The organism is Nonomuraea sp. NPDC052265 (genome assembly GCF_044547985.1).
Lineage (GTDB): Bacteria > Actinomycetota > Actinomycetes > Streptosporangiales > Streptosporangiaceae > Nonomuraea.
Genome location: NZ_JBIUBJ010000047.1, coordinates 1 through 16,966 on the forward strand (window position 1 = coordinate 1; position 16,966 = coordinate 16,966).

The 16,966-nt window shown below is 68.4% G+C and carries 17 protein-coding genes and 2 pseudogenes; 8 read left to right on the forward strand and 11 right to left on the reverse strand.

From position 1 onward, the window contains the following. Positions 1-484 precede the first annotated feature (484 nt). Both ACIHAD_RS48110 and ACIHAD_RS48115 read right to left on the reverse strand, forming a co-directional pair. The gene (locus ACIHAD_RS48110) at positions 485-787 is read right to left on the reverse strand and encodes a hypothetical protein (protein ID WP_397361620.1); all 303 of its coding nucleotides are present in this window, start codon (positions 785-787) and stop codon (positions 485-487) included. 178 nt (positions 788-965) lie between these two features. Then, positions 966-1,079 (reverse strand): annotated as a pseudogene (locus tag ACIHAD_RS48115) (helix-turn-helix domain-containing protein); the annotation flags it as partial. Between the two features lie 37 nt (positions 1,080-1,116). On the opposite strand from ACIHAD_RS48115, the gene ACIHAD_RS48120 reads away from it, so the two are divergent. Both ACIHAD_RS48120 and ACIHAD_RS48125 read left to right on the forward strand, forming a co-directional pair. Continuing rightward, positions 1,117-1,506: a hypothetical protein gene (locus ACIHAD_RS48120; protein WP_397361612.1), complete on the forward strand. Its 390-nt coding sequence runs from the start codon at positions 1,117-1,119 to the stop codon at positions 1,504-1,506. Positions 1,507-1,780: 274 nt separating this feature from the next. Further along, positions 1,781-2,059, forward strand: coding sequence for a hypothetical protein (locus tag ACIHAD_RS48125; RefSeq protein WP_397361601.1), 279 nt, complete (start codon positions 1,781-1,783; stop codon positions 2,057-2,059). Between the two features lie 12 nt (positions 2,060-2,071). Here the strand turns inward: ACIHAD_RS48125 and ACIHAD_RS48130 are convergent. The 5 genes and pseudogenes from ACIHAD_RS48130 to ACIHAD_RS48150 all read right to left on the reverse strand — a co-directional run. Then, a pseudogene (locus ACIHAD_RS48130) lies at positions 2,072-2,905 on the reverse strand (Tn3 family transposase); the annotation flags it as partial. Positions 2,906-2,957: 52 nt separating this feature from the next. Then, positions 2,958-4,238 carry a Tn3 family transposase gene (locus ACIHAD_RS48135; RefSeq protein ID WP_397361614.1) on the reverse strand — a complete coding sequence of 427 codons (1,281 nt, stop codon included), beginning with the start codon at positions 4,236-4,238 and terminating at the stop codon, positions 2,958-2,960. Then, positions 4,127-5,167: a DUF4158 domain-containing protein gene (locus tag ACIHAD_RS48140; protein ID WP_397361603.1), complete on the reverse strand. Its 1,041-nt coding sequence runs from the start codon at positions 5,165-5,167 to the stop codon at positions 4,127-4,129. The genes ACIHAD_RS48135 and ACIHAD_RS48140 overlap by 112 nt, the downstream gene beginning before the upstream one ends. Positions 5,168-5,579: 412 nt before the next feature. After that, on the reverse strand, positions 5,580-6,284 hold the full coding sequence (locus tag ACIHAD_RS48145) for a hypothetical protein (RefSeq protein WP_397361615.1): 705 nt from the start codon (positions 6,282-6,284) through the stop codon (positions 5,580-5,582). Positions 6,285-6,517: 233 nt separating this feature from the next. Beyond that, positions 6,518-7,066 carry an RNA polymerase sigma factor gene (locus ACIHAD_RS48150; protein ID WP_397361604.1) on the reverse strand — a complete coding sequence of 183 codons (549 nt, stop codon included), beginning with the start codon at positions 7,064-7,066 and terminating at the stop codon, positions 6,518-6,520. Between the two features lie 245 nt (positions 7,067-7,311). Here ACIHAD_RS48150 and ACIHAD_RS48155 point away from each other — a divergent pair, with 245 nt between their 5' ends. Then, entirely contained in the window at positions 7,312-8,472 is a 1,161-nt protein-coding gene (locus ACIHAD_RS48155) for a recombinase family protein (protein WP_397361605.1), read from the forward strand. A 26-nt stretch (positions 8,473-8,498) separates the two neighbouring features. Here ACIHAD_RS48155 and mihF read toward each other — a convergent pair whose 3' ends face one another. After that, entirely contained in the window at positions 8,499-9,080 is a 582-nt protein-coding gene (gene mihF, locus ACIHAD_RS48160) for an integration host factor, actinobacterial type (RefSeq protein ID WP_397361616.1), read from the reverse strand. A gap of 86 nt (positions 9,081-9,166) precedes the next feature. On the opposite strand from mihF, the gene ACIHAD_RS48165 reads away from it, so the two are divergent. After that, positions 9,167-9,889: a LysR substrate-binding domain-containing protein gene (locus ACIHAD_RS48165; protein ID WP_397361617.1), complete on the forward strand. Its 723-nt coding sequence runs from the start codon at positions 9,167-9,169 to the stop codon at positions 9,887-9,889. Positions 9,890-10,010: 121 nt separating this feature from the next. Here ACIHAD_RS48165 and ACIHAD_RS48170 read toward each other — a convergent pair whose 3' ends face one another. Continuing rightward, entirely contained in the window at positions 10,011-11,465 is a 1,455-nt protein-coding gene (locus ACIHAD_RS48170) for an MFS transporter (protein ID WP_397361606.1), read from the reverse strand. An 84-nt stretch (positions 11,466-11,549) separates the two neighbouring features. Between ACIHAD_RS48170 and ACIHAD_RS48175 the strand changes: the two genes are divergently transcribed. Then, the gene (locus tag ACIHAD_RS48175) at positions 11,550-12,380 is read left to right on the forward strand and encodes a helix-turn-helix transcriptional regulator (RefSeq protein WP_397361607.1); all 831 of its coding nucleotides are present in this window, start codon (positions 11,550-11,552) and stop codon (positions 12,378-12,380) included. Positions 12,381-12,857: 477 nt separating this feature from the next. Here the strand turns inward: ACIHAD_RS48175 and ACIHAD_RS48180 are convergent, their stop codons facing one another. Then, positions 12,858-13,043 (reverse strand): hypothetical protein, encoded by a 186-nt coding sequence (locus ACIHAD_RS48180; RefSeq protein ID WP_397361608.1) that lies wholly within the window; start codon positions 13,041-13,043, stop codon positions 12,858-12,860. A 374-nt stretch (positions 13,044-13,417) separates the two neighbouring features. Here ACIHAD_RS48180 and ACIHAD_RS48185 point away from each other — a divergent pair, with 374 nt between their 5' ends. The 3 genes from ACIHAD_RS48185 to ACIHAD_RS48195 all read left to right on the forward strand — a co-directional run bounded on the left by ACIHAD_RS48185 (position 13,418) and on the right by ACIHAD_RS48195 (position 16,545). Further along, the gene (locus tag ACIHAD_RS48185; protein WP_397361609.1) at positions 13,418-13,891 is read left to right on the forward strand and encodes a hypothetical protein; all 474 of its coding nucleotides are present in this window, start codon (positions 13,418-13,420) and stop codon (positions 13,889-13,891) included. A gap of 10 nt (positions 13,892-13,901) precedes the next feature. Beyond that, a complete protein-coding gene (locus ACIHAD_RS48190; RefSeq protein ID WP_397361610.1) occupies positions 13,902-14,261 on the forward strand; it encodes an alpha/beta fold hydrolase in 360 nt (119 codons plus the stop codon). 391 nt (positions 14,262-14,652) lie between these two features. Further along, entirely contained in the window at positions 14,653-16,545 is a 1,893-nt protein-coding gene (locus ACIHAD_RS48195) for a CocE/NonD family hydrolase (protein WP_397361611.1), read from the forward strand. Positions 16,546-16,788: 243 nt separating this feature from the next. Here the strand turns inward: ACIHAD_RS48195 and ACIHAD_RS48200 are convergent, their stop codons facing one another. Then, positions 16,789-16,965, reverse strand: a complete 177-nt coding sequence (locus ACIHAD_RS48200; protein WP_397361619.1) for a dihydrofolate reductase family protein — start codon at positions 16,963-16,965, stop codon at positions 16,789-16,791. Position 16,966: the final 1 nt, after the last annotated feature.

A 16,966-nucleotide genomic window follows, 5' to 3' on the forward strand; every position in this document is an offset into this window, starting at 1 on the left:
GATCTTGAAGGGGTTGGCGATGTAGAAGCCGACCATGCCCTCGCTCACGTAGTTCGCCTCCGCCGCAGCCGGGGTGGAGGGCGGCATCGAGGGGCTGGTGCTGGATGCCGCGGCCGACGGGGTGTCGTGCACCGGCTGATCCTTCGGCCCGCATGCGCAGGTCAAGGCCGCCGTGAGCACAAGAACGATCGCTCGCAAGGGGTGCATGCCGAAACAATCTTCTATGTCTGACAAGTCAGCCGTCCAGGCTATGGATCATCTGTGTGGCATGCCTGCAGATCGGCCAAACTATCCCGTCGATTCGCTTCGGCCTGCCAGTATGGATTTTGTCATCCGGTACATGGGCGGTCCTGACGGATCAGAACCCAATATGCTCGGCCGGATCTTCCTGCTGCCCCGTGATGCCCTGCTTGGCCTGCCGCCTTGCCGGGCGGTCGGCTCATGTGCTGGCGGGCCTCCGGTCAGAAGGCCCGCCACGCCGAACTCACCTCAGAATGTAGAGGCGGTGGACCGGCCCCACCAGGATCTTCTTACACTTGTAGTCCTTCGCGTAGCCGACGGCCTTGTAGTAGCGCCCCGCGACCTGGCACGCCTGCTTAACGGCGAACACTCCCATGAAATGCCACTTTGCCGCCGCGGTAGCCGTCGCAGCAGTCGAGGCAGAGGTGAGGGAGACGGAGACGCTGCTCGTGACGGCAGGGCTTGCCTGAGCGGAGGCCGCCGAGATGCCCACTACGCCCGGCGCCAACGAGACCGCCACAGCTGCGGTGAGCGCTGCCGTGATCATACGAACCTGCATGACGATCGCTTCCTCTCACGAAATGGATGAGCACCTTGCCTGACGTTGTGGTGCAACAGTCGGGCGGATCATGTGGAGAATTCGTTGAGGATGTGTTGACTCCGTGTCTTTGAGCACGTTGCTGGGGGACCGCACGGTACTTCAGTCGGCCGCCGTTGCGAGCGGCCTCCCGGCTCACCGTGGATACCGGGCGGCCGATCGACACGGCGATCGAACGTAGTGAGGCTCCAGCCTCGAGACCGCGGCAGATCGAGTCCCGGTCCTCCCCGCTCAAAGGCACTGGCGGTCATCGGGATGCGCACCGACTTCTTCGGCCGCTGCGCCGCCTACCCGAGCTGGCACCGGCCCTGGCCCGCCCGCTCGTGGTCGGGCCGATGGCCTGGCGCAACTGCGCCAGGCCATCGAGCAACCGGGCCACGCTCGCGCAGCTCACACTCGAGGCGGGGCTGGCGGAGCGCATTCTGGAGGACTTGGGAGCGACCTGTGCCGAGGACGGCGTCTTCCCCACGGTCTCCAGCGACCCCGGCGGCGTCCTGCCCCTGTTGCCGCACACCCTGCTCACCACCTGGAAGCACCGCGAGGGGCAGCAGCTGACCTTGGCCGGCCATCAGGCGACCGGCGGGGTCAGCCGTCGCCGGCCCACACCGCCGATGCCGGTCTCGGCAGGGTGGGACTGGCCGACCGCGACCGCGCCCGGCGGATGCTGACGCGCCTGGTCCTTCTCGTGAGGGCAGCGAGCCCTCGCGTCGCAAGTACCGTTGGCCGAAACTGCTCGGGCCGAAGGACGGTTCCGGACATGACGCGGCCCGCCAGGTCCTCGACCAGTCCGTCAAGGACCGGCCGGCCACCATGGACAGCGACGTTGCGGACGACAACGCGGACGGCACGGCCGAGTTGGCCTGCCAGTAGGAGTGGAACGGCCAACCGGGCTTAGTGTCACATGTTTTGACACCATGGGCCTGACCAGGGCAGACTTGCCCAATGGCGGATTCTGAGGCTGTGGCGTTCCTGCGTGCTGATGTTGATCGATTTTGCCGGGAGATCGCCGACCTGGCGCCTGCGGTACGGCTGCGCCGGTTGGCGGAGCTGCGCACGATGCTGGAAGAGATGACCGACGCGGCGCTGATCGGGGCGATGGCGGACGCGCGAGGTGAAGGATGGGGCCTGCGCAAGATCGGCGCGAGCGCCGGGATCTCGCATGAGCAGGCGCGCCGGATGCTAGCCGAGGGCCGTCCAGTCCGGGAGCAACCGGCGCGCTGAACGAGACGGGGGTTACTCGGCGGGCGGGGGCGTGCGCAACGGCCGCAGCTGTCCGTCGCGGACCAGCTCCGGCAAGGAGAAACTGTAGCGGCCCAGCATGTTGAAATGCTCAAAGCCCAGAGGTGAGAGTCGGGCGATGTCGGCGGCAGAGATTCTCTTACCCTCGGCTCGCATTTCTTCCAGAGCACGGGCCGTATAGACAGTGTTCCACAGAATGCAGACGTTGGTCATAAATCCCAAAGCGCCAAGTTGGTCTTCCTGGCCTTCTTTGTATTTCTGTCGGAGTTCGCCTTTCTGGCCGTGGAAGATTCTGCGGGCCAGGGTGTGGCGGGATTCTTGACGGTTAAGCTGGGTGTTGACCCGGCGGCGCAGCAGCTCGTCGTCGTAGTAGCTGGCCAGGTAGGTGGAGCGATCGAGCTTGCCCAGCTCCATCAGAGCGCGCCCGATGGGCGTGGGGGTGCCGCCGCCGGCGAAATAACGGAACAGCTCGCTGGCCTTGGCCGCGCCGACCGGCAGCGATCCAGCCACCCGCAGCAGATCATCCCAGGAGTCGTCGATCAGCTTGATGTTGACCCGGCTGCGAACCAGGGCGTCGATGGACCCGTAGTAGGCGCCAGGGTCGGCGCGATACAGGGTGGCGCTGCCGACATCGGCCAGGCGCGGGGAGAACTGCCAGCCCATCAGCCGGAAGATGCCGAACGCGATTTCGGAGGCGCCCGCGGTGTCGGAGGTGATCTCAGTGGGCTTCAGCGACGTTTCCTGATCCAGAAGCCCTTCCAGGATGTAGTACCAGTCTTTGGGAGTGCCGGGAATGACGATGCCGTGAAAGCCGGTAAATTGATCCGAGGTGAAATTGTAGTAAGTGACGCCCTTGGCTCCCTTTCCCTTTCTAAAATATTTAGTGTGTGGGGCCGGCGTTGATGGTTTTGACCGGGACCACGAACCGCAGACCGTCGGCGGAGGCGAGTTCGCCGCCGCCCCATGCCTTCGCCAGGTCCAGGCCGGAGTGGTGGTCGACCAGGGCGGCGTTGGCGGCGGTCAGGGTGGCGGCGCGCAGGTAGTTCTGTTCCACCCAATACAGCCGGTCCAGGGCGAGGGCGGGTTCGCCTTCGGCGGCCATCGGCCGCATGCCGACGTTCATCGCCTGGCTGACAAGAACGGCGGCGATCGAGGTGATCATGTCCTGTTTGCGGGAGGGCACGTCGCCGGAGACGTGGGTGAAGTGGTCCAGGCAGCCGGTCCAGGAGTGCACCTCCAGCAGGGCTTCGGGCAGGTCCACGATGGGCATGCGGGCGTCGATGTCGGCGCGCAGCGTGGTCAGGGAAGCTGGCTCGTCCAGGCGGTCCAGACCGGTGAGCACCAGGCGGTCTTTGCCGTCTTCGTCTTTGGCCGGGCGGACCCAGTCGTTGCGGCCGTCGTCTTCGCCGGACAGGCCGGCGGCCAGTTGGCGGTAGGCGAAGTCCAGCGTGTCGGCCCAGCGTTCGACATCGGCGCCGGGCTGCGGGGACAGGTTCAGCTCATCGCAGATGCGGGGCCGGGCCCGCTCCCACTCGGCGCCCTTCAGCAGCCCGGCGGTGGGGTCGCCCCACTTGCGCAGGCCGGGCACGAACACCTCGTGGCGGCGCAGCGACTCGCGCAGCCGCTCGACGGCCGCCACGGGGTAGGCGCTCTTGTTGAAGGTGCCGGCCAGTTCGCCGCGCTTGGGGAAGACGCGCCGGTGCCAGGCCGAGGTCAGCACGCCTGCGGGGACCTCTTGTGGGTCGATGTCGGTGCGGCGGCGCTCGATCGCTTTGAGGAAGTCCAGCGCCGCCAGCACCTCATGGCCGCGCCGCACGCCCTGACCGGCGACCTCGGCAGCGCCGGCGTCGAAGTCGAGGTGCTTGAGCAGCTTGGGCAGGAAGCGGCGGACGGTGGCGTAGCGCTGCAGTAGTTCTTCTTGGAAGTCCTCATCGGGTTCGCGGGCGATGTCGCCGATGACGTCGGCGGCGGCACCGATGGCGGCCAGGTCCATCTCATCGAGGGCGGCGCGGATGTCGCCGTCGGGGATCTCGGCGACCGAGCGGATCTTCAACCACACCTCGCGCAGCACGATCGCCGCAACATCGAGGTCTTTGAGGGTGCGCATCCGCTCCTTGGTCGCTTTGAACGCCGAGGTGCGCAGCAGGTCGCCGACCGCCAGGTCGAACACCTCGACCGCGTCGTCGGCCGACTGCCGGTCATGGTCGCGGCGAAGGCGACCAGGGTGGCGAGTTTGCGATCGCCGGCCAGTTCGGCGACGGCCTGGGCGCGGGCGGCGTGGGCGAAGCGGGCCAGGGCGGCGATCTTGCCGGGCGGCACCGCGCTCAGGTCCCAGCCGGCCGCGCCCAGGTCACGCAGTTCCACGTGCCGATCCAGGGCTTTGACCAGGCCGGTGCCGCTGACGTCGGTGGGGCTTTTGCGTAATCGGTCCAGCCGGGAGACGCGCCGGCCCTCCTCGACCTTGACCAGGTTCTCCAGTACGGCGGCCTGGTTGGGGCTGGGGGCGGCGGCCAGCAGCGCGTGCTGGCGTGCGGCGACGCGCTCGCGCAGCGCGGCGATCAGCCGCTCCAGGGTGGTGACGCCGGGCAGCAGGATCTTGGCCTCCACCAGGCGGTGGGTGGCCAGGTCGAACAGCACGATCGGGCGCTCACTGGTGGTCCAGGTCCGCTTGTAGAGCCAGCAGGCCAGCGCGAACCACTGCTCGCCGGCAAAGGCGGTGTAGCCGTAGGCGGTGCGAATCTGGTCTTGGTGATCCCAGCGTGCCTCCTTCTCGCCGTACCCCTTCAGGTCGGCGGCCTGCAGGCCGGGTTGCTCGGCGACGTAGTCGACCACCGCGGCGGGGATGTCTTCGGGATTGTCCAGGAAGCAGTTCAGGAACCGTGCGATGCCCAGTTGCAGGGACCAGCCGAGCTGGTTGCGGGCGCCGTTGGCGGCCATCGCCCGGCGCCGGTCGTCGGCATCGAGGTGGAAGAAGGCGCCCAGCTGGGCGATGTCGGGGACGGTGTTGAAGACGCCGTAGCGGCTGCGTTGCTCGGGGTGAGGAAACAGACCGGCATGAAAGGGCCTCCAGGCATGCGAGGGCGCCCCCACCTCGCGCAGCGCGGGGGCGCCCTCGGATATCAGCAGCGGTCACGTCAGATGATCGACGTGACCGATTACGTGGTGAATTGTGTCAGTCTCACGCCGGTCCTGATCACCTGCCGTGGCGGTGGGGGTCGACGTGGTGGTCTCGGGGGTGAAGACGCGGGCGAGGAAATCGTCGAGGGTCGCGGGCCTCGAAGGAACCGTCCACGGACAGGGCGGTGGCGATCGAGCATTCGCTGACTGCCCCCGGGATCTCGGGGATCAGAGATTCGGAACGAAATCCGGCGTTAAGGGGGTTCCCCTTGGTCAACAGAGGCCGCTGCCTTTTCCCTGCGGCCCGCACACCGTTCGTGCCCGTCTCGGCTACGACCGCGCCCATGTCCTGCTCGACAAGTACGCCGTCCCGTCCAGCGGGGTTTCACCGCGGGAGCTCGTCCGTCCACTCGGTGGTCACCGAGATATACGAGTGGCTCAGCGCCGCACCCCCTTCGGCGGTCAGCAAGATGTTGGCACGCGCCACCCGGGCGGCCTCGGGATCGACGACCATCCTGACCCCCAGGCTCTCGGAGAGCGGGATCAGCAGTTCCTGCCCGCCCTCGACCGGCCCCGCGTTCTTGACCCCCGGCGTCGCAGCGAGGGCCTCGAACGCCGCCGAACGAACCTGCGCGGGCGTCGGCAGCTCCGTGATCAGAGTGATCAGCGGGGAGACGAGCGCGCCTTGCCGATCGGCAGGCATCATGGCGCTGTCATGGCGGGGTAGCCCGGCGATGCGCTCCTTCAGCTCCTCCGGATCCGCCGGAAGCCCTTCGAGCTCCTCGAAACCGATCTCGGCACCCATGAGCCTGAACGGGGCCGAGTCCTCAACGACGGCGCCGGGAGCGGCGTACGGATCGTTCCTGGACCAGCGGTGGCCGTCGCGGGTGGTCCAGCTCTCCTGCATCTGGGGCCCGTTCGGGCCCTGGAATGTACGTGTGATGTGCCAATAGGTCCCCGTGCCCTGGGGGATGTGCTCGGCGCTGGTTGCTGCCATGAGCAGGACGTCCCTGCCCGAGACCGGTGCGGCCGCGGGCGGGGACACGCTGGTGACGATCACGGCGATGGCCACTGCGGCGGCGACCGCCATGCCCAGCACCGGCAGGAGCCGACCGCGACGCCCGACGGCACCTGCCCGCCACGGCAGGCGCCGGACACCCTGGGGACGGGCAGGACGCGTTTGGGGAGCGGCTGTGGCGGGGTCCTCAGCTGTGATCAAGGTGAGGAGCGTTTGTGCCTCCGCGTCGGAAGGGTGGCCTCCCGGCTGTCCGGGCGCGACCCGGGCCAGCGCCCTCGTCATGGCGTCGATCTCGTCGGTGTTCTTCACAGCGACCTCTCCGCCGGCGCAAGCCGGCTTTCCGGGGTTGAACGGATGCCCGCATCGGTCAGCGCGCGGGAAAAGCGCCGGCGAGCGCGGTGGAGCCTGACGCGTACGACGTTGCGCGACAGGCCCAGCGCCGTGGCGATGTCCTTGTGGTCGAGGCCCTCCCAGGCGACCAGCGCCAGCAATTCCCGGTCGTCGTCGGGCAGGGCCCGAAATATCTGGGTGATCGCTTCCCGGTCGAGCCCGCTATCGGGAGAATCGGCGTAACGGTCGGCCATCTTTACATCGAGCTCGGCACTGCGGGCCTTGCGGCGACTCTCGCTACGGTGGTGGTTGGCCAGCACGTTGCGTGCCACGCCGTAGAGCCATAACGTGGCCTCTTCCCCTGCCGGCAGATCGTCCATCCGCTGCCAGGCGATCGTGAAGGTCTCCGCCACCACGTCCGCAGCATCCTGCGGCGAGTCGCAGCGGCGCACGGCATACGCTGTGATCTGGCCATATGTCTCCCGGTAGACGGCCTCGAATCTGGCCAGCCGTTCGTCAGGCACGGGCGGTTCCCATGAGCGATTCCTTTGTCAGCACGAAATACAGACATGTCTCCTATGTGTCGAGCGAGCCCATCATTACGCGCCAACTCAAAGAAGTTTCAGCGTGTTGGTAGCGCAGAAGCGTGTGCACCTCGGGTTCTCGGAAACGCTCGATTGCCAGAGAAGATCACCAGACGGCTTCGCAGGGCTGGTTGTGATCGCCAGAGAAGCTGTTTTCTTCTCAGAACTCGTTCTCATGCAAGTCCGTGGATCTCCAGATTCTGGGAAATGTTTGTGAGAACATCTGGGGCATGGCCAAGGCCCCGGAACCCCGCGAACACACCGAATCAGCTCATCTGTCTGCTATCGCCGAGGAACACACCCGTGACGCCGATGAAGTCGAGCGTCACCCGTGCCCGCGCTGCACCGTCGCGGCGGGCTCGCCGTGCCGGTCACGTTCGGGCGCGGTGGCCGGCACCTACCACACCGGACGCTTCACCAAAATTCCCCGGCTGGCGAAGCTGCTGCGAGTGCCGACCCCGGCCGACCGGAACCCGGGCCAGCCGTGGCGGCCGGGCACACCGCCGCCCGCGCTGCTCAGTGACGATGGGCCGTCGGCGGACATCCGGATCGGCTACGCCCGCTGCTCCGCCCTTACCCAGGAACTGCAGTCGCAGCTGGACGCGCTGGCCGCGCACGGCATCGGCCGCGAGAAGATCTTCGCCGAGAAGATCTCGACCCGGGTGAAGGTGCGCCCGCAATTCGAGGCGGCGCTCACGCTCGCGCGCCAGATCAAGGCGCACGCCCCGCACTGCCGGGTCATCCTGACGGTGTATGAGATGAAGCGCCTCGGCCGCGACGCCGCCGAACTCACCGCGCTGGCCGACCACATGACCGCACACGGCCTGGTCCTGGAGATGCTCGCCGGGCCGCTCGCCGGGATCTACGATCCGTCCGGGCCGGGCCGGATGCTGTTCGCCTTCTTCGCCGCGATGGCCGAGACTGAACGCGAGGCCATCCGAGAGTCCACCCTGGAAGGCCTGGACGCCGCCGCCCGCAAGGGCAAGCACGGTGGCCGCCCCCCTGTGATCATCGACGACATGCTGCACACCGTGCTGCGCCGCAAGGCCGCCGGGGAACGCGTCGAAGACATCCGCAAAGACCTGATCATCCCCACCGGCAAACGCAAAGGCGAGAACCCGTCCCTGGCCAGCATCTACCGGGCCCTCGCCGAGCATGAGAAGACACAGGCATACCCCGAAGCCGTCGAAGCGGCCCACGCCGACTTCGCCCTCCTGCAAAGCGAAGACATCCTCCGGCCCCGCCCGGCCCGCAGCCGACGCCCGGCGCAGGCGCCGACGGCCAAGGAAGCCGAACTTCGCCATCGCCTGCAGGGCCAACCTCACCCGAACGCGGAGCTCCAATAGAGCGCACACGATCAGTCCCCGCGCTGTCAGCTGATCAAAGACCGCAAGAGTCGCTCGCGCTGCTGCTCGTTAAGTGCGCCAACACGCTGTTTCTCCTCCACCCCGCAGGCGGCCATCAACGCCGCGACCCTGGCCGGCCCATAGCCGGGAACGGCCCGCAGGACCTGAACCACCCGTGTCCTGCCGACCAGATCCTGCCCGCTGCGCTCGAACACCTCCGCCACACTCACCGCGCCACAGGCCACCTCCGCCAACAGCGCACGACGCGCCGTACGCGCCTCGCCCGCCTTCGCCAACGCCTTCGCACGCTGCTCCACCGTCATCACCGGCAGGGCCATCAGGCACCTCTCCCATAGAGATCGGCTGGTCAGTGGCCCACCAGAGATCACAACGGGGCCGCCGTTGATCATCATCCCGCACAGCGTGTTCACACCCGCCGCGTCGAGCCGTGCGGGATCGTCGGTACGCAGGTGGGCGGGCACGCCCGGAGGCAGCCCGGCGCCCCAGGCCAGGTGGCAGGTGGCGTTCTCGTCCAGAAGGGTCTCCATGAAGGTGAGGCCGCTCTCGCCCACCCGCGAGGAGCTGTCGACCAGAGCGAGCTCGCCCAGCCGGGCCCCTCGGCACGCCGCTGTTCGAACGGAGCACCCGGTCCATCGAGCTGACCGCCGCCGGAAGGCGGTTCCTGCCCTTGGCCGTGGCGGCGGTGGCGGCGTTCGACGAGGCCGTGGGGGCGGTCCGCGTGGTGGACAGCCCCGTCCGCGTGGACGTCTACGACGAGCGCTTCACGCCCCTGCGCATGGTCAGGGAGGCGAGCGAGCGCGACCCGCGGCTGCGCGTGGAGGTGAGCATGCGGCAGGGGCTCGCGGTGGCGCTGCCGGCGCTGCGCCGCCAGGAGATCGACGCGGCCTTCGGACGGGCGCGCGACCTGCCGTGGCCGGAAGAGCTGGCCCAGCGGCTGGTCCACCTGGAGCCCCTGGCCGCGTTCGTCCCGGAGGATCACGCGCTCGCGCACCTGAGGGAGCTGCGGCCCGCCAACCTGCGGGCGGGCGGCATCGCGATGCCCGACCCGGCGGGCGCCACCGAGTGGCGCGCCTACCTGAGACGCCTCGCCGACCGTCTCGGCGTCCCCTTGCGCTTCACCGAGCCCGCCATCGGCCAGGGGCACCTGGTCCAGCAGTTCCTGCGCGAGAAGAGCGCCGTCGGCCTGGGGGAGTGGAGCATCGGCGCGACGGGGAGCGGGCTGCGCCGCATCCCCATCGTGGACCCGATCCCCCTCCTGCCGTGGTGGGTGGTCTGGCACCGCCGTAACCCGCACCCGCTGCTCCGTACGCTGCTCGGTCAGCTCCCACGCGTGAGCCCGCCGGACCTGTCGGACGGGCGGCACTGGATCCCCGACGCCGACCGTGCCCTCCCGTAGGGTCGCCCGGCGCCTCTACAGCCGGACTCCGGCCGGCAGTTCGTCGGTGAGGCGGGACAGGCGTGCGGCGGTCGCGGGTTTGGCCGCCATCCGCTGCCGCCGGAGGTGGGCCGCGGTCCGTTCACGCGTGCGTCCTTCGTGGCCGGCGCGAGGTGGTGCGGAGCAGGGCGTACCCGATCAGGAGCGAGACGACCAGCACCACGCCGGCGTCCACGGCGGCGGCCAGCCGGACACCGCTCAGCAGAGCCGGGGCCGCGGCCTGACCGGCGGCCTGGAGCGCGGACACATGCGCCATGCAGATGGCGCTGAGGATCGGGGTGCCGACGGTGATGCCGATCTGCTGGGCGCTCGTCACCAGCCCGGTCGCGACCCCTTGAGCCGTGTCGGGAAGCCCGGACGTCACGGTGACGCCGTAGGAGACCACGACCGCCATGTGGCCCACGGAGGCCAGGCAGATCACGGCCAAGGCCGGCCAGACAGCCTCGGTCACGGTCATCGCGGCGGTGCAGACGCCCTGCAGGGCCAGCCCCGCGACCAGCGTCCGCCCCGCGCCCAGCACCCGGATCACCGAGGAGGAGACCATGCCCGTCACGGCCAGGACGACGCCCTGGCCGCCGAAGAACAGACCTGTCCGCAGGGGTGACAGCGCCACGACGTCCTGCAGGTAGAGAGTCAGCAGGAAGATGAACGAGCTCATCATGGAGAAGGTGATCAGGCCGCCCAGGCTGCCGAAGGCAACCGTGGGCCTGCGCAACATCGTCAGCGAAACCAGCGGCTGCGGGGCTCGCGACTCGATGACCACGAACCCGCCCAGCAACAGCACGGCCGCCGCCATGGCCACCACCCTCACCGCTCCCGCCGCCGACAGGGCAAGGATGAGGCAGACCAGGCCGCCGCTGACTGTGGCGGCTCCGGGCAGATCCAGCCGGGGAGAGCGGGCGCCCCGGCTCTCGGTCAGCAGTCCGGGCGCCGCCACGGCGAGGACGCCGCCCGCGACGGCCAGCAGCGCCATCGTCGAACGCCAACCCAGCGTGTCGGTCATGGTGCCGCCGACCAGCATGCCGACGGTGAATCCGAGCGAGAGCACCGACCCGCTGGCGCCGAGCGCCCGGTTGCGCTGCGGCCCTTCGGCAAAGGTCGTCGTCAGCAGCGACATGCCGGTGGGAATGACAGCGGCGGCCCCCAGCCCCTGCAGGACCCGCCCCGCGACGAACACCCCCGGGTTCCACGCGAGGGCGGCCACCACGGAGGCCACGGTGAACAGCAGGACGCCGCCCAGGAAGAGCCTGCGCCTGCCGTACAGGTCTGCCATGCGGCCGAACAGCAACAGGCATCCGCCCGAGGGCAGCGCGAAGGCGGTGATCGCCCATTGCAGGTCGGCCTGTTCCATCCCCAGCTCCCTGCCGAGATCGGGCAAGGCCACATTTAGAATCGAAAAATCCAAAGAAATGATGAATTGCGCGGCACACAGGATGGCAAGGATGAGAGAGGCACGCGTGGTGAACCGAGCGCCGTGCTCCCCGGAGGAGGTTCCGGCACCGGCCTCGGCGTCCCTGGACAAGGGGTCGATCGTCATGGCGTCCACGCTCGGCCATCACCGGTCTGCGCGGGGAGAGCGTGGTGACACCGGTGGTGGCACCACCAGTCGAAGCGGTGCGCGGTGAGGTCGGGAGAGGAACGTCGCCGGGACCTGCGTGACTTCCTGGTGAGCAGGCGTGCCCGCGTCAGCCCTGCCTCCGCCGGCCTGCCGGCGGGCGGGCGCCGGCGCACGCCGGGGCTGCGCCGTGAGGAAGTCGCGGTGCTGGCCGGGGTGAGCCCGGGTTGGTACCAGTGGCTGGAGCAGGGACGCGACATCAACGTCTCCGCGCAGGTGCTGGACGCGGTGGCCCGGGTCCTGCAACTGGACGAGGTCGAACGGCGGCACCTGTACACGCTGGCCGGGCACAATCCGCCGTCTCCGGCCGGACACCCGCACGCCTACTGCGAGGGACTGCAACGACTGATCGAAGCCTGGGACCCCAAGCCGGCGACCATGCTGGACGCCTCCTGGAACCACGTGGCCTGGAACGAGTCGGCCAGGCTCGCGCTGGACATGGCGCAGGCCGAGCGCAACTGCCTGGTGGGCTTCTTCCACGACCCGCGGTACCGACGCCGGGAGCGGGCCTGGCAGGACCTGGCGCCGACCGTGGTGGCGGCCTTCCGCGCCACGGCGGCTGAGCAGCCCCGCGATCACGACATCCACGACGTGGTCCGCGCACTGGATGCGACCAGTCCCGAGTTCGCCCGGCTGTGGGCACGACAGGACGTCCAGGCAGCAGGAATCTGGATCAACGAGGTCGACCATCCTGTCGTGGGCACGCTGACCTTCGAGAGCAGCCAGATGAGACTGCCCGCCAGACCCGACCTGACCATGGTGCTGTACAACCCGCTGCCCTGCACCGACACCGCGGACAAGCTCGCCTGGCTGCGCTCCGTCACCGCGCCCGTCTGAGACCGGGCGGAACCCATCGACGCCTGCCCCGACCGAGTAGACCGATCGTTACAGGTGGCGCGGGTCCGCGCCGGGAGGGTCACGCCGTAACGGTTGAAGAACGCCCGCCGCTCCACGGGTACGGCAGAGGTGCAATAGATCTATGTCAGCCAGGCAGCCGCGGCCACCCGCACGGCAGGTCATCGCAGCGGCAACCGCAGCCAGGGCTCGCCGCATGATGAGAGCCACAGCCCCGACTCCTCTGCCAACGGCGCGACGAGGCGGGTGGAGCCGGCGGTTACCTTGGCTGATTCCTCTGGTGGCAGGGATCGTCGGAGCAGCCATCGCGGCGACCAACGAGAGTCTCCCGGACTGGGGACGCTGGACCCTTGCCGGTGCAGCTCTGGCCGGGATCTCCCTTCTGGGCATCGCCGTGCTCATCGGCCCGGCTGCGCGCCGCCTGGCCGGGGAACGCCACCCGTTGACGCAGGCCGAGCGTCAGCAGATGACAGCCGCCGAACGTGTCGAGGCGATTGCGGGTTGAAGGAAGCCGCTGGCGCCGGCCTGCAGTGCCTCGAAGACGTACTCGTCGGCCGGGATGATCTTCAGCCTGCCGGTCGGCTCGGCCGCGGTGCGCCTGCCGTCGTCGGACAGCAGCAGGTCGAGGTGTACACGCGCGCACATCCTCGGCAGTCCCGTCCTGACCGCCAGCTCGACCCAGCTCCTCTGCCGCCGCGTCGCCCGGCGATCCGGCCGAACGCGGAGTGATCGGCGTGCGCTCTGCAAACGCCCAGTTCAGCTGCAGTCTCCACGCTCTGGCACCGTATGTGTAACCCCGCTTTCCCCCCATTGAGCTATTCGGCATTGCTAAGTACCGGTAGTCAGTGTTACCGTCTACCGGTACTTAGCATCACCGAGTAGCTGAGCGGGGGGAGAGAAATTCATGGGCAAGCAGGTGGCGGAGATGCTCAAGGGTGGGACTACCTCGAGGAGTGCCGGAGGGCTTGGAACTTTCTCACCGAACGGCTCCCGCAGCTTCGAGAGGGACCCGACTGGACATGGTCACAGAACCGCGGCAGTACCCGGAGAAGCTCGCCGGGTCGATCGAGGACAAGGCGCTGGTGCCGGTACAAGGCGCGAATCAGAGCCCCCGAGAACAATCGCACGGCGGTCGAAGCGCCGGAGCGGTATCTGGTGCACTTCGGGCCGGGGGCGGCGCGATTTCGATGTACGAGGATCTCGCCGTTCTGTTCGAGCAGAGCACGGCGAGCGGAACGCCAATCCGCGAGATCTTCGGGCAGGACCTTGTGGAGTTCGTTGAGGCGTTCGTGGAGAACCAGCCGCTGGGGCAGTGGATCGGCCGGGAGTGGAACCGATTGATCAGCGCAATCGCCCGCGCCGCCGGCGAAGACACCGGAACGGACGACAGGACCCTTGATGGCGACACAGCAAGCCAGGCGATCCAGAGGCCGTACAAGAACTCCTCACACGATCAGGTGGGAAACATGACGAAGAACACCACTTCGACCTAGGTGGACCGGCATGTTATCGGTTGACGACACGGCCCTGGCGGTCACCGACACCGGCGGCACCGGCATCCCTGTGCGCTATTTCAATGGCAACACCGCCACCCAAGGGTACTGGCGGCACGTCATCGCCGAACTGGGAACCGGGTGGCGGCACATCACCTACGACATGCGAGGTCGCGGCAAGTCGAAGCGTTCGGCGGACCATTCGTTCGAGACGAAGGTGACCCCGCGGGTGAGCGCAGCACAGATCGCGGAAAGCAGCATTGAGACCAGTCGCATCGCCCGCGAGCGCGTCCTGGCCCCGGGCTGGACAAGATCATCTCCCGGCGCGGTATGTGGTCACGTCGGGGGCGCCCCTCGAAAGCAAGGGTGATGAGCAGGAACCCGTCCGCGCCGGCCTCACCAAGGTGGTCAAGCGCAACCCGAACCAGCAACCCAGATACCCCAGATACCGACGGGGCCTACCGGCTCGCTCACCCTGGCCGACGCGCCGTGATCGAACCCGCACCGCCGTCCCCGGCGGGCTCGACCCCTCGACGCCTTCGCCATCGACACCGCTGACAGCACCGTGACCTGCCCAGCTGGGCCAACGCCGGGTCGCACGCTCCCCCTTCACCCGCACTGCGGCGACTGTGCCGCTGCCCTCGGCGCACTCGCCGCCACCTCCGCATGCCCCCGCTGATTTGGCCAGTGCACCCGCACCGACAAGCCAAAACGCACCATTCTGCCCTCGATGGCAGCAACCAACCCCAGAAGGAATGCACATGTCCAACTCACAACGGCGAGGGCTCCTCGCCGCAGTAGCGCTCGCGATCCCGCTCGCGGTCGCCGGCACTCCCGCCGCATCCGCGACGGCGGAGCCGGAGATCAAAGTCTCCGGCGGACTGACGCAGCCGGTCTTCTCCTACAGGGACGCCATCCGCGAGCACGTCCGGGTGCAGTCGCCGGTCGACAGTGACGGCGACGGCAAGAAGGACCTGGTCCGGGTGGACATCATCCGGCCGAAGGAGTCCGGTTCAGGGCTCAAGGTCCCGGTGATCATGCACGAGAGCCCGTATTACGACGTACCGGGCATCGGCTTCGAGAACGAACACAAGAAATACGACGCGAACGGGAACGTGACGAAGTTCCCGATGTATTGGGACAACTACTTCGTGCCGCGCGGGTACGCGTTCGTGTCCGTCGACATGATCGGCACCAGGCTGTCGGAGGGCTGCCCGACCACGTACGGCGCCACCGACGTGCTGGGCGGCAAGGCGGTGGTCGACTGGCTGAACGGCCGGGCGACCGCCTACGACGACAAGGGCGATGCGGTCGAGGCCACCTGGACCACCGGCCGCACCGGGATGATCGGCCACTCCTACGAGGGCGCGCTCGGTGCCGGCGTCGCCGGCACCGGCGTCCGGGGGCTGGAGACGATCGTGAACCTCTCGGGCTACACCAGCGGATACGAGACGGCGCGCAACAACGGCGCCCTCACCTGGTGGAAGGGCGTGCAGGAAGAGCTGGCCAAGCGTATCGACCTCGATCCGGACGAGAAATGCGCGGCGGTGCACAAGCGCCTGCTCGAGGGCGCGGATGACGCCACCGGCAACTACAACGCCTACTGGGACGAACGCAACTACCGGACCGGGCCGATCTCCAAGGCGAGCAACATCCGCGCCAGCGTCTTCTCGGTGATGGGCATGCAGGACCGCAACGTGGTCGGCAGCCAGTTCTCCGAATGGTGGGCCAAGATGCCCAGCACCGTGCAGCGCAAGGAGTGGGTGACGCAGTACGGGCACCTCGACCCGTTCTGGGCTCGCCGCGACGTGTGGCTCACCACCCTCAACAAGTGGTTCGACCACGAACTGATGGGTGTGGCCAACGACATTATGCGTCAGCCGCGCGCCGACGTGCAGCTCGGCCCGGATCGGTGGATCACCCAGGCCGACTGGCCGGCACCGACCCGGACGGCCACCCTCAGGCCGCGGCAGGACGGCTCCCTGAGCCGCAAGCCCTCGGCCGGAACCGGCAGCTACCTCGACACCGCCCAGACCGAGATCGCGATGGCCGACAAGCCCGCCACCCCCAACCCCGACCGGCTGGCCTTCCTGACCCCGCCGCTGAAGAACGCGACGCGTCTGTCCGGAACGCCGTCGGTGAGCCTGAAGGTCAAGCTCGACAAGCCGACCGCCAACCTGGGCGTCCTGCTCGTCGACTACGGCACTGACACCCGCATCAACTACCGCGAACGCACCGCGACGTCCGCGGAAGGTCTCAAGTTCATCGGCGGCGAAGATTGCGTCGGCGAGAGCACGGCTGACGACGACGGCTGCTACTTCAAGGCCGGCGACAACACGGCGACCACCGGCTTCCATGTGGTCACCCGCGGAATCATGGACGCGCAGAACCACAGGTCGCTCAGCCGCCAGACGCCGCTGACGCCGGGCAGGTCGTACCGGATCACCTGGAAGACGCTGCCGCTGGACTACGAGTTCAAGGCCGGGCACCGGCTGGGCCTGGTCCTGACCGGAACCAACGACGACTTCAACCTCGACGTGACCGGCAACGGCGGCGGCGACAAGGCCGAACCTGGCACCGGGGCCAAGGTCACCGTCGACCTGGCCGGCACCTCGATCTCGCTGCCGGTGGTCACCGGCACGTCCATCGACTAACAGCAACATCGACATTCGCGGACGGTCGCGACCGGCATGGCGGGCGGCGGCGGCTCCCAGGCGGGGAGCCGCACGCTCTGCGGCGGTCTCAGGCACCATCGCTGCCCTGGCCCTTCTCTTGCTGGTCCCCGTTCTTGTCGGCCTGTGATTGCGCCTCACGGTCCAGGTCGTCACGAGCGCTGGGGCTGTTGGGGGCCTTGTCGACTGCGGACTGCAGGTGAGCGGGCTTCTGCCCCCGCCCGGTCAGGGGCCAGGGTGGTAGATCAGGTGCAGGACGCCGGTGGCGAAGGTGGCCGAGTGGACCAGTCGCATCGGGGTCGGACCGCCGTCGGCGAAGAGTCGCTCCCCCCGGCCGAGGACGACCGGGTGGATGAGGAGGTGTAGTTCGTCGAGCAGGTTGTCGCGTAGCAGGGATCGCACC

What these genes read in the sequence shown, in the direction of transcription:
- ACIHAD_RS48110 (WP_397361620.1), bottom strand. Translation starts at nt 787, where the DNA reads ATGATCACGGCAGCGCTCACCGCAGCTGTGGCGGTCTCGTTGGCGCCG.
- ACIHAD_RS48125 (WP_397361601.1), top strand. Translation starts at nt 1,781, where the DNA reads ATGGCGGATTCTGAGGCTGTGGCGTTCCTGCGTGCTGATGTTGATCGA.
- ACIHAD_RS48145 (WP_397361615.1), bottom strand. Translation starts at nt 6,284, where the DNA reads ATGGCGGTCGCCGCCGCAGTGGCCATCGCCGTGATCGTCACCAGCGTG.
- ACIHAD_RS48170 (WP_397361606.1), bottom strand. Translation starts at nt 11,465, where the DNA reads ATGACGATCGACCCCTTGTCCAGGGACGCCGAGGCCGGTGCCGGAACC.
- ACIHAD_RS48180 (WP_397361608.1), bottom strand. Translation starts at nt 13,043, where the DNA reads ATGTGCGCGCGTGTACACCTCGACCTGCTGCTGTCCGACGACGGCAGG.
- ACIHAD_RS48185 (WP_397361609.1), top strand. Translation starts at nt 13,418, where the DNA reads ATGGTCACAGAACCGCGGCAGTACCCGGAGAAGCTCGCCGGGTCGATC.
- ACIHAD_RS48190 (WP_397361610.1), top strand. Translation starts at nt 13,902, where the DNA reads ATGTTATCGGTTGACGACACGGCCCTGGCGGTCACCGACACCGGCGGC.
- ACIHAD_RS48195 (WP_397361611.1), top strand. Translation starts at nt 14,653, where the DNA reads ATGTCCAACTCACAACGGCGAGGGCTCCTCGCCGCAGTAGCGCTCGCG.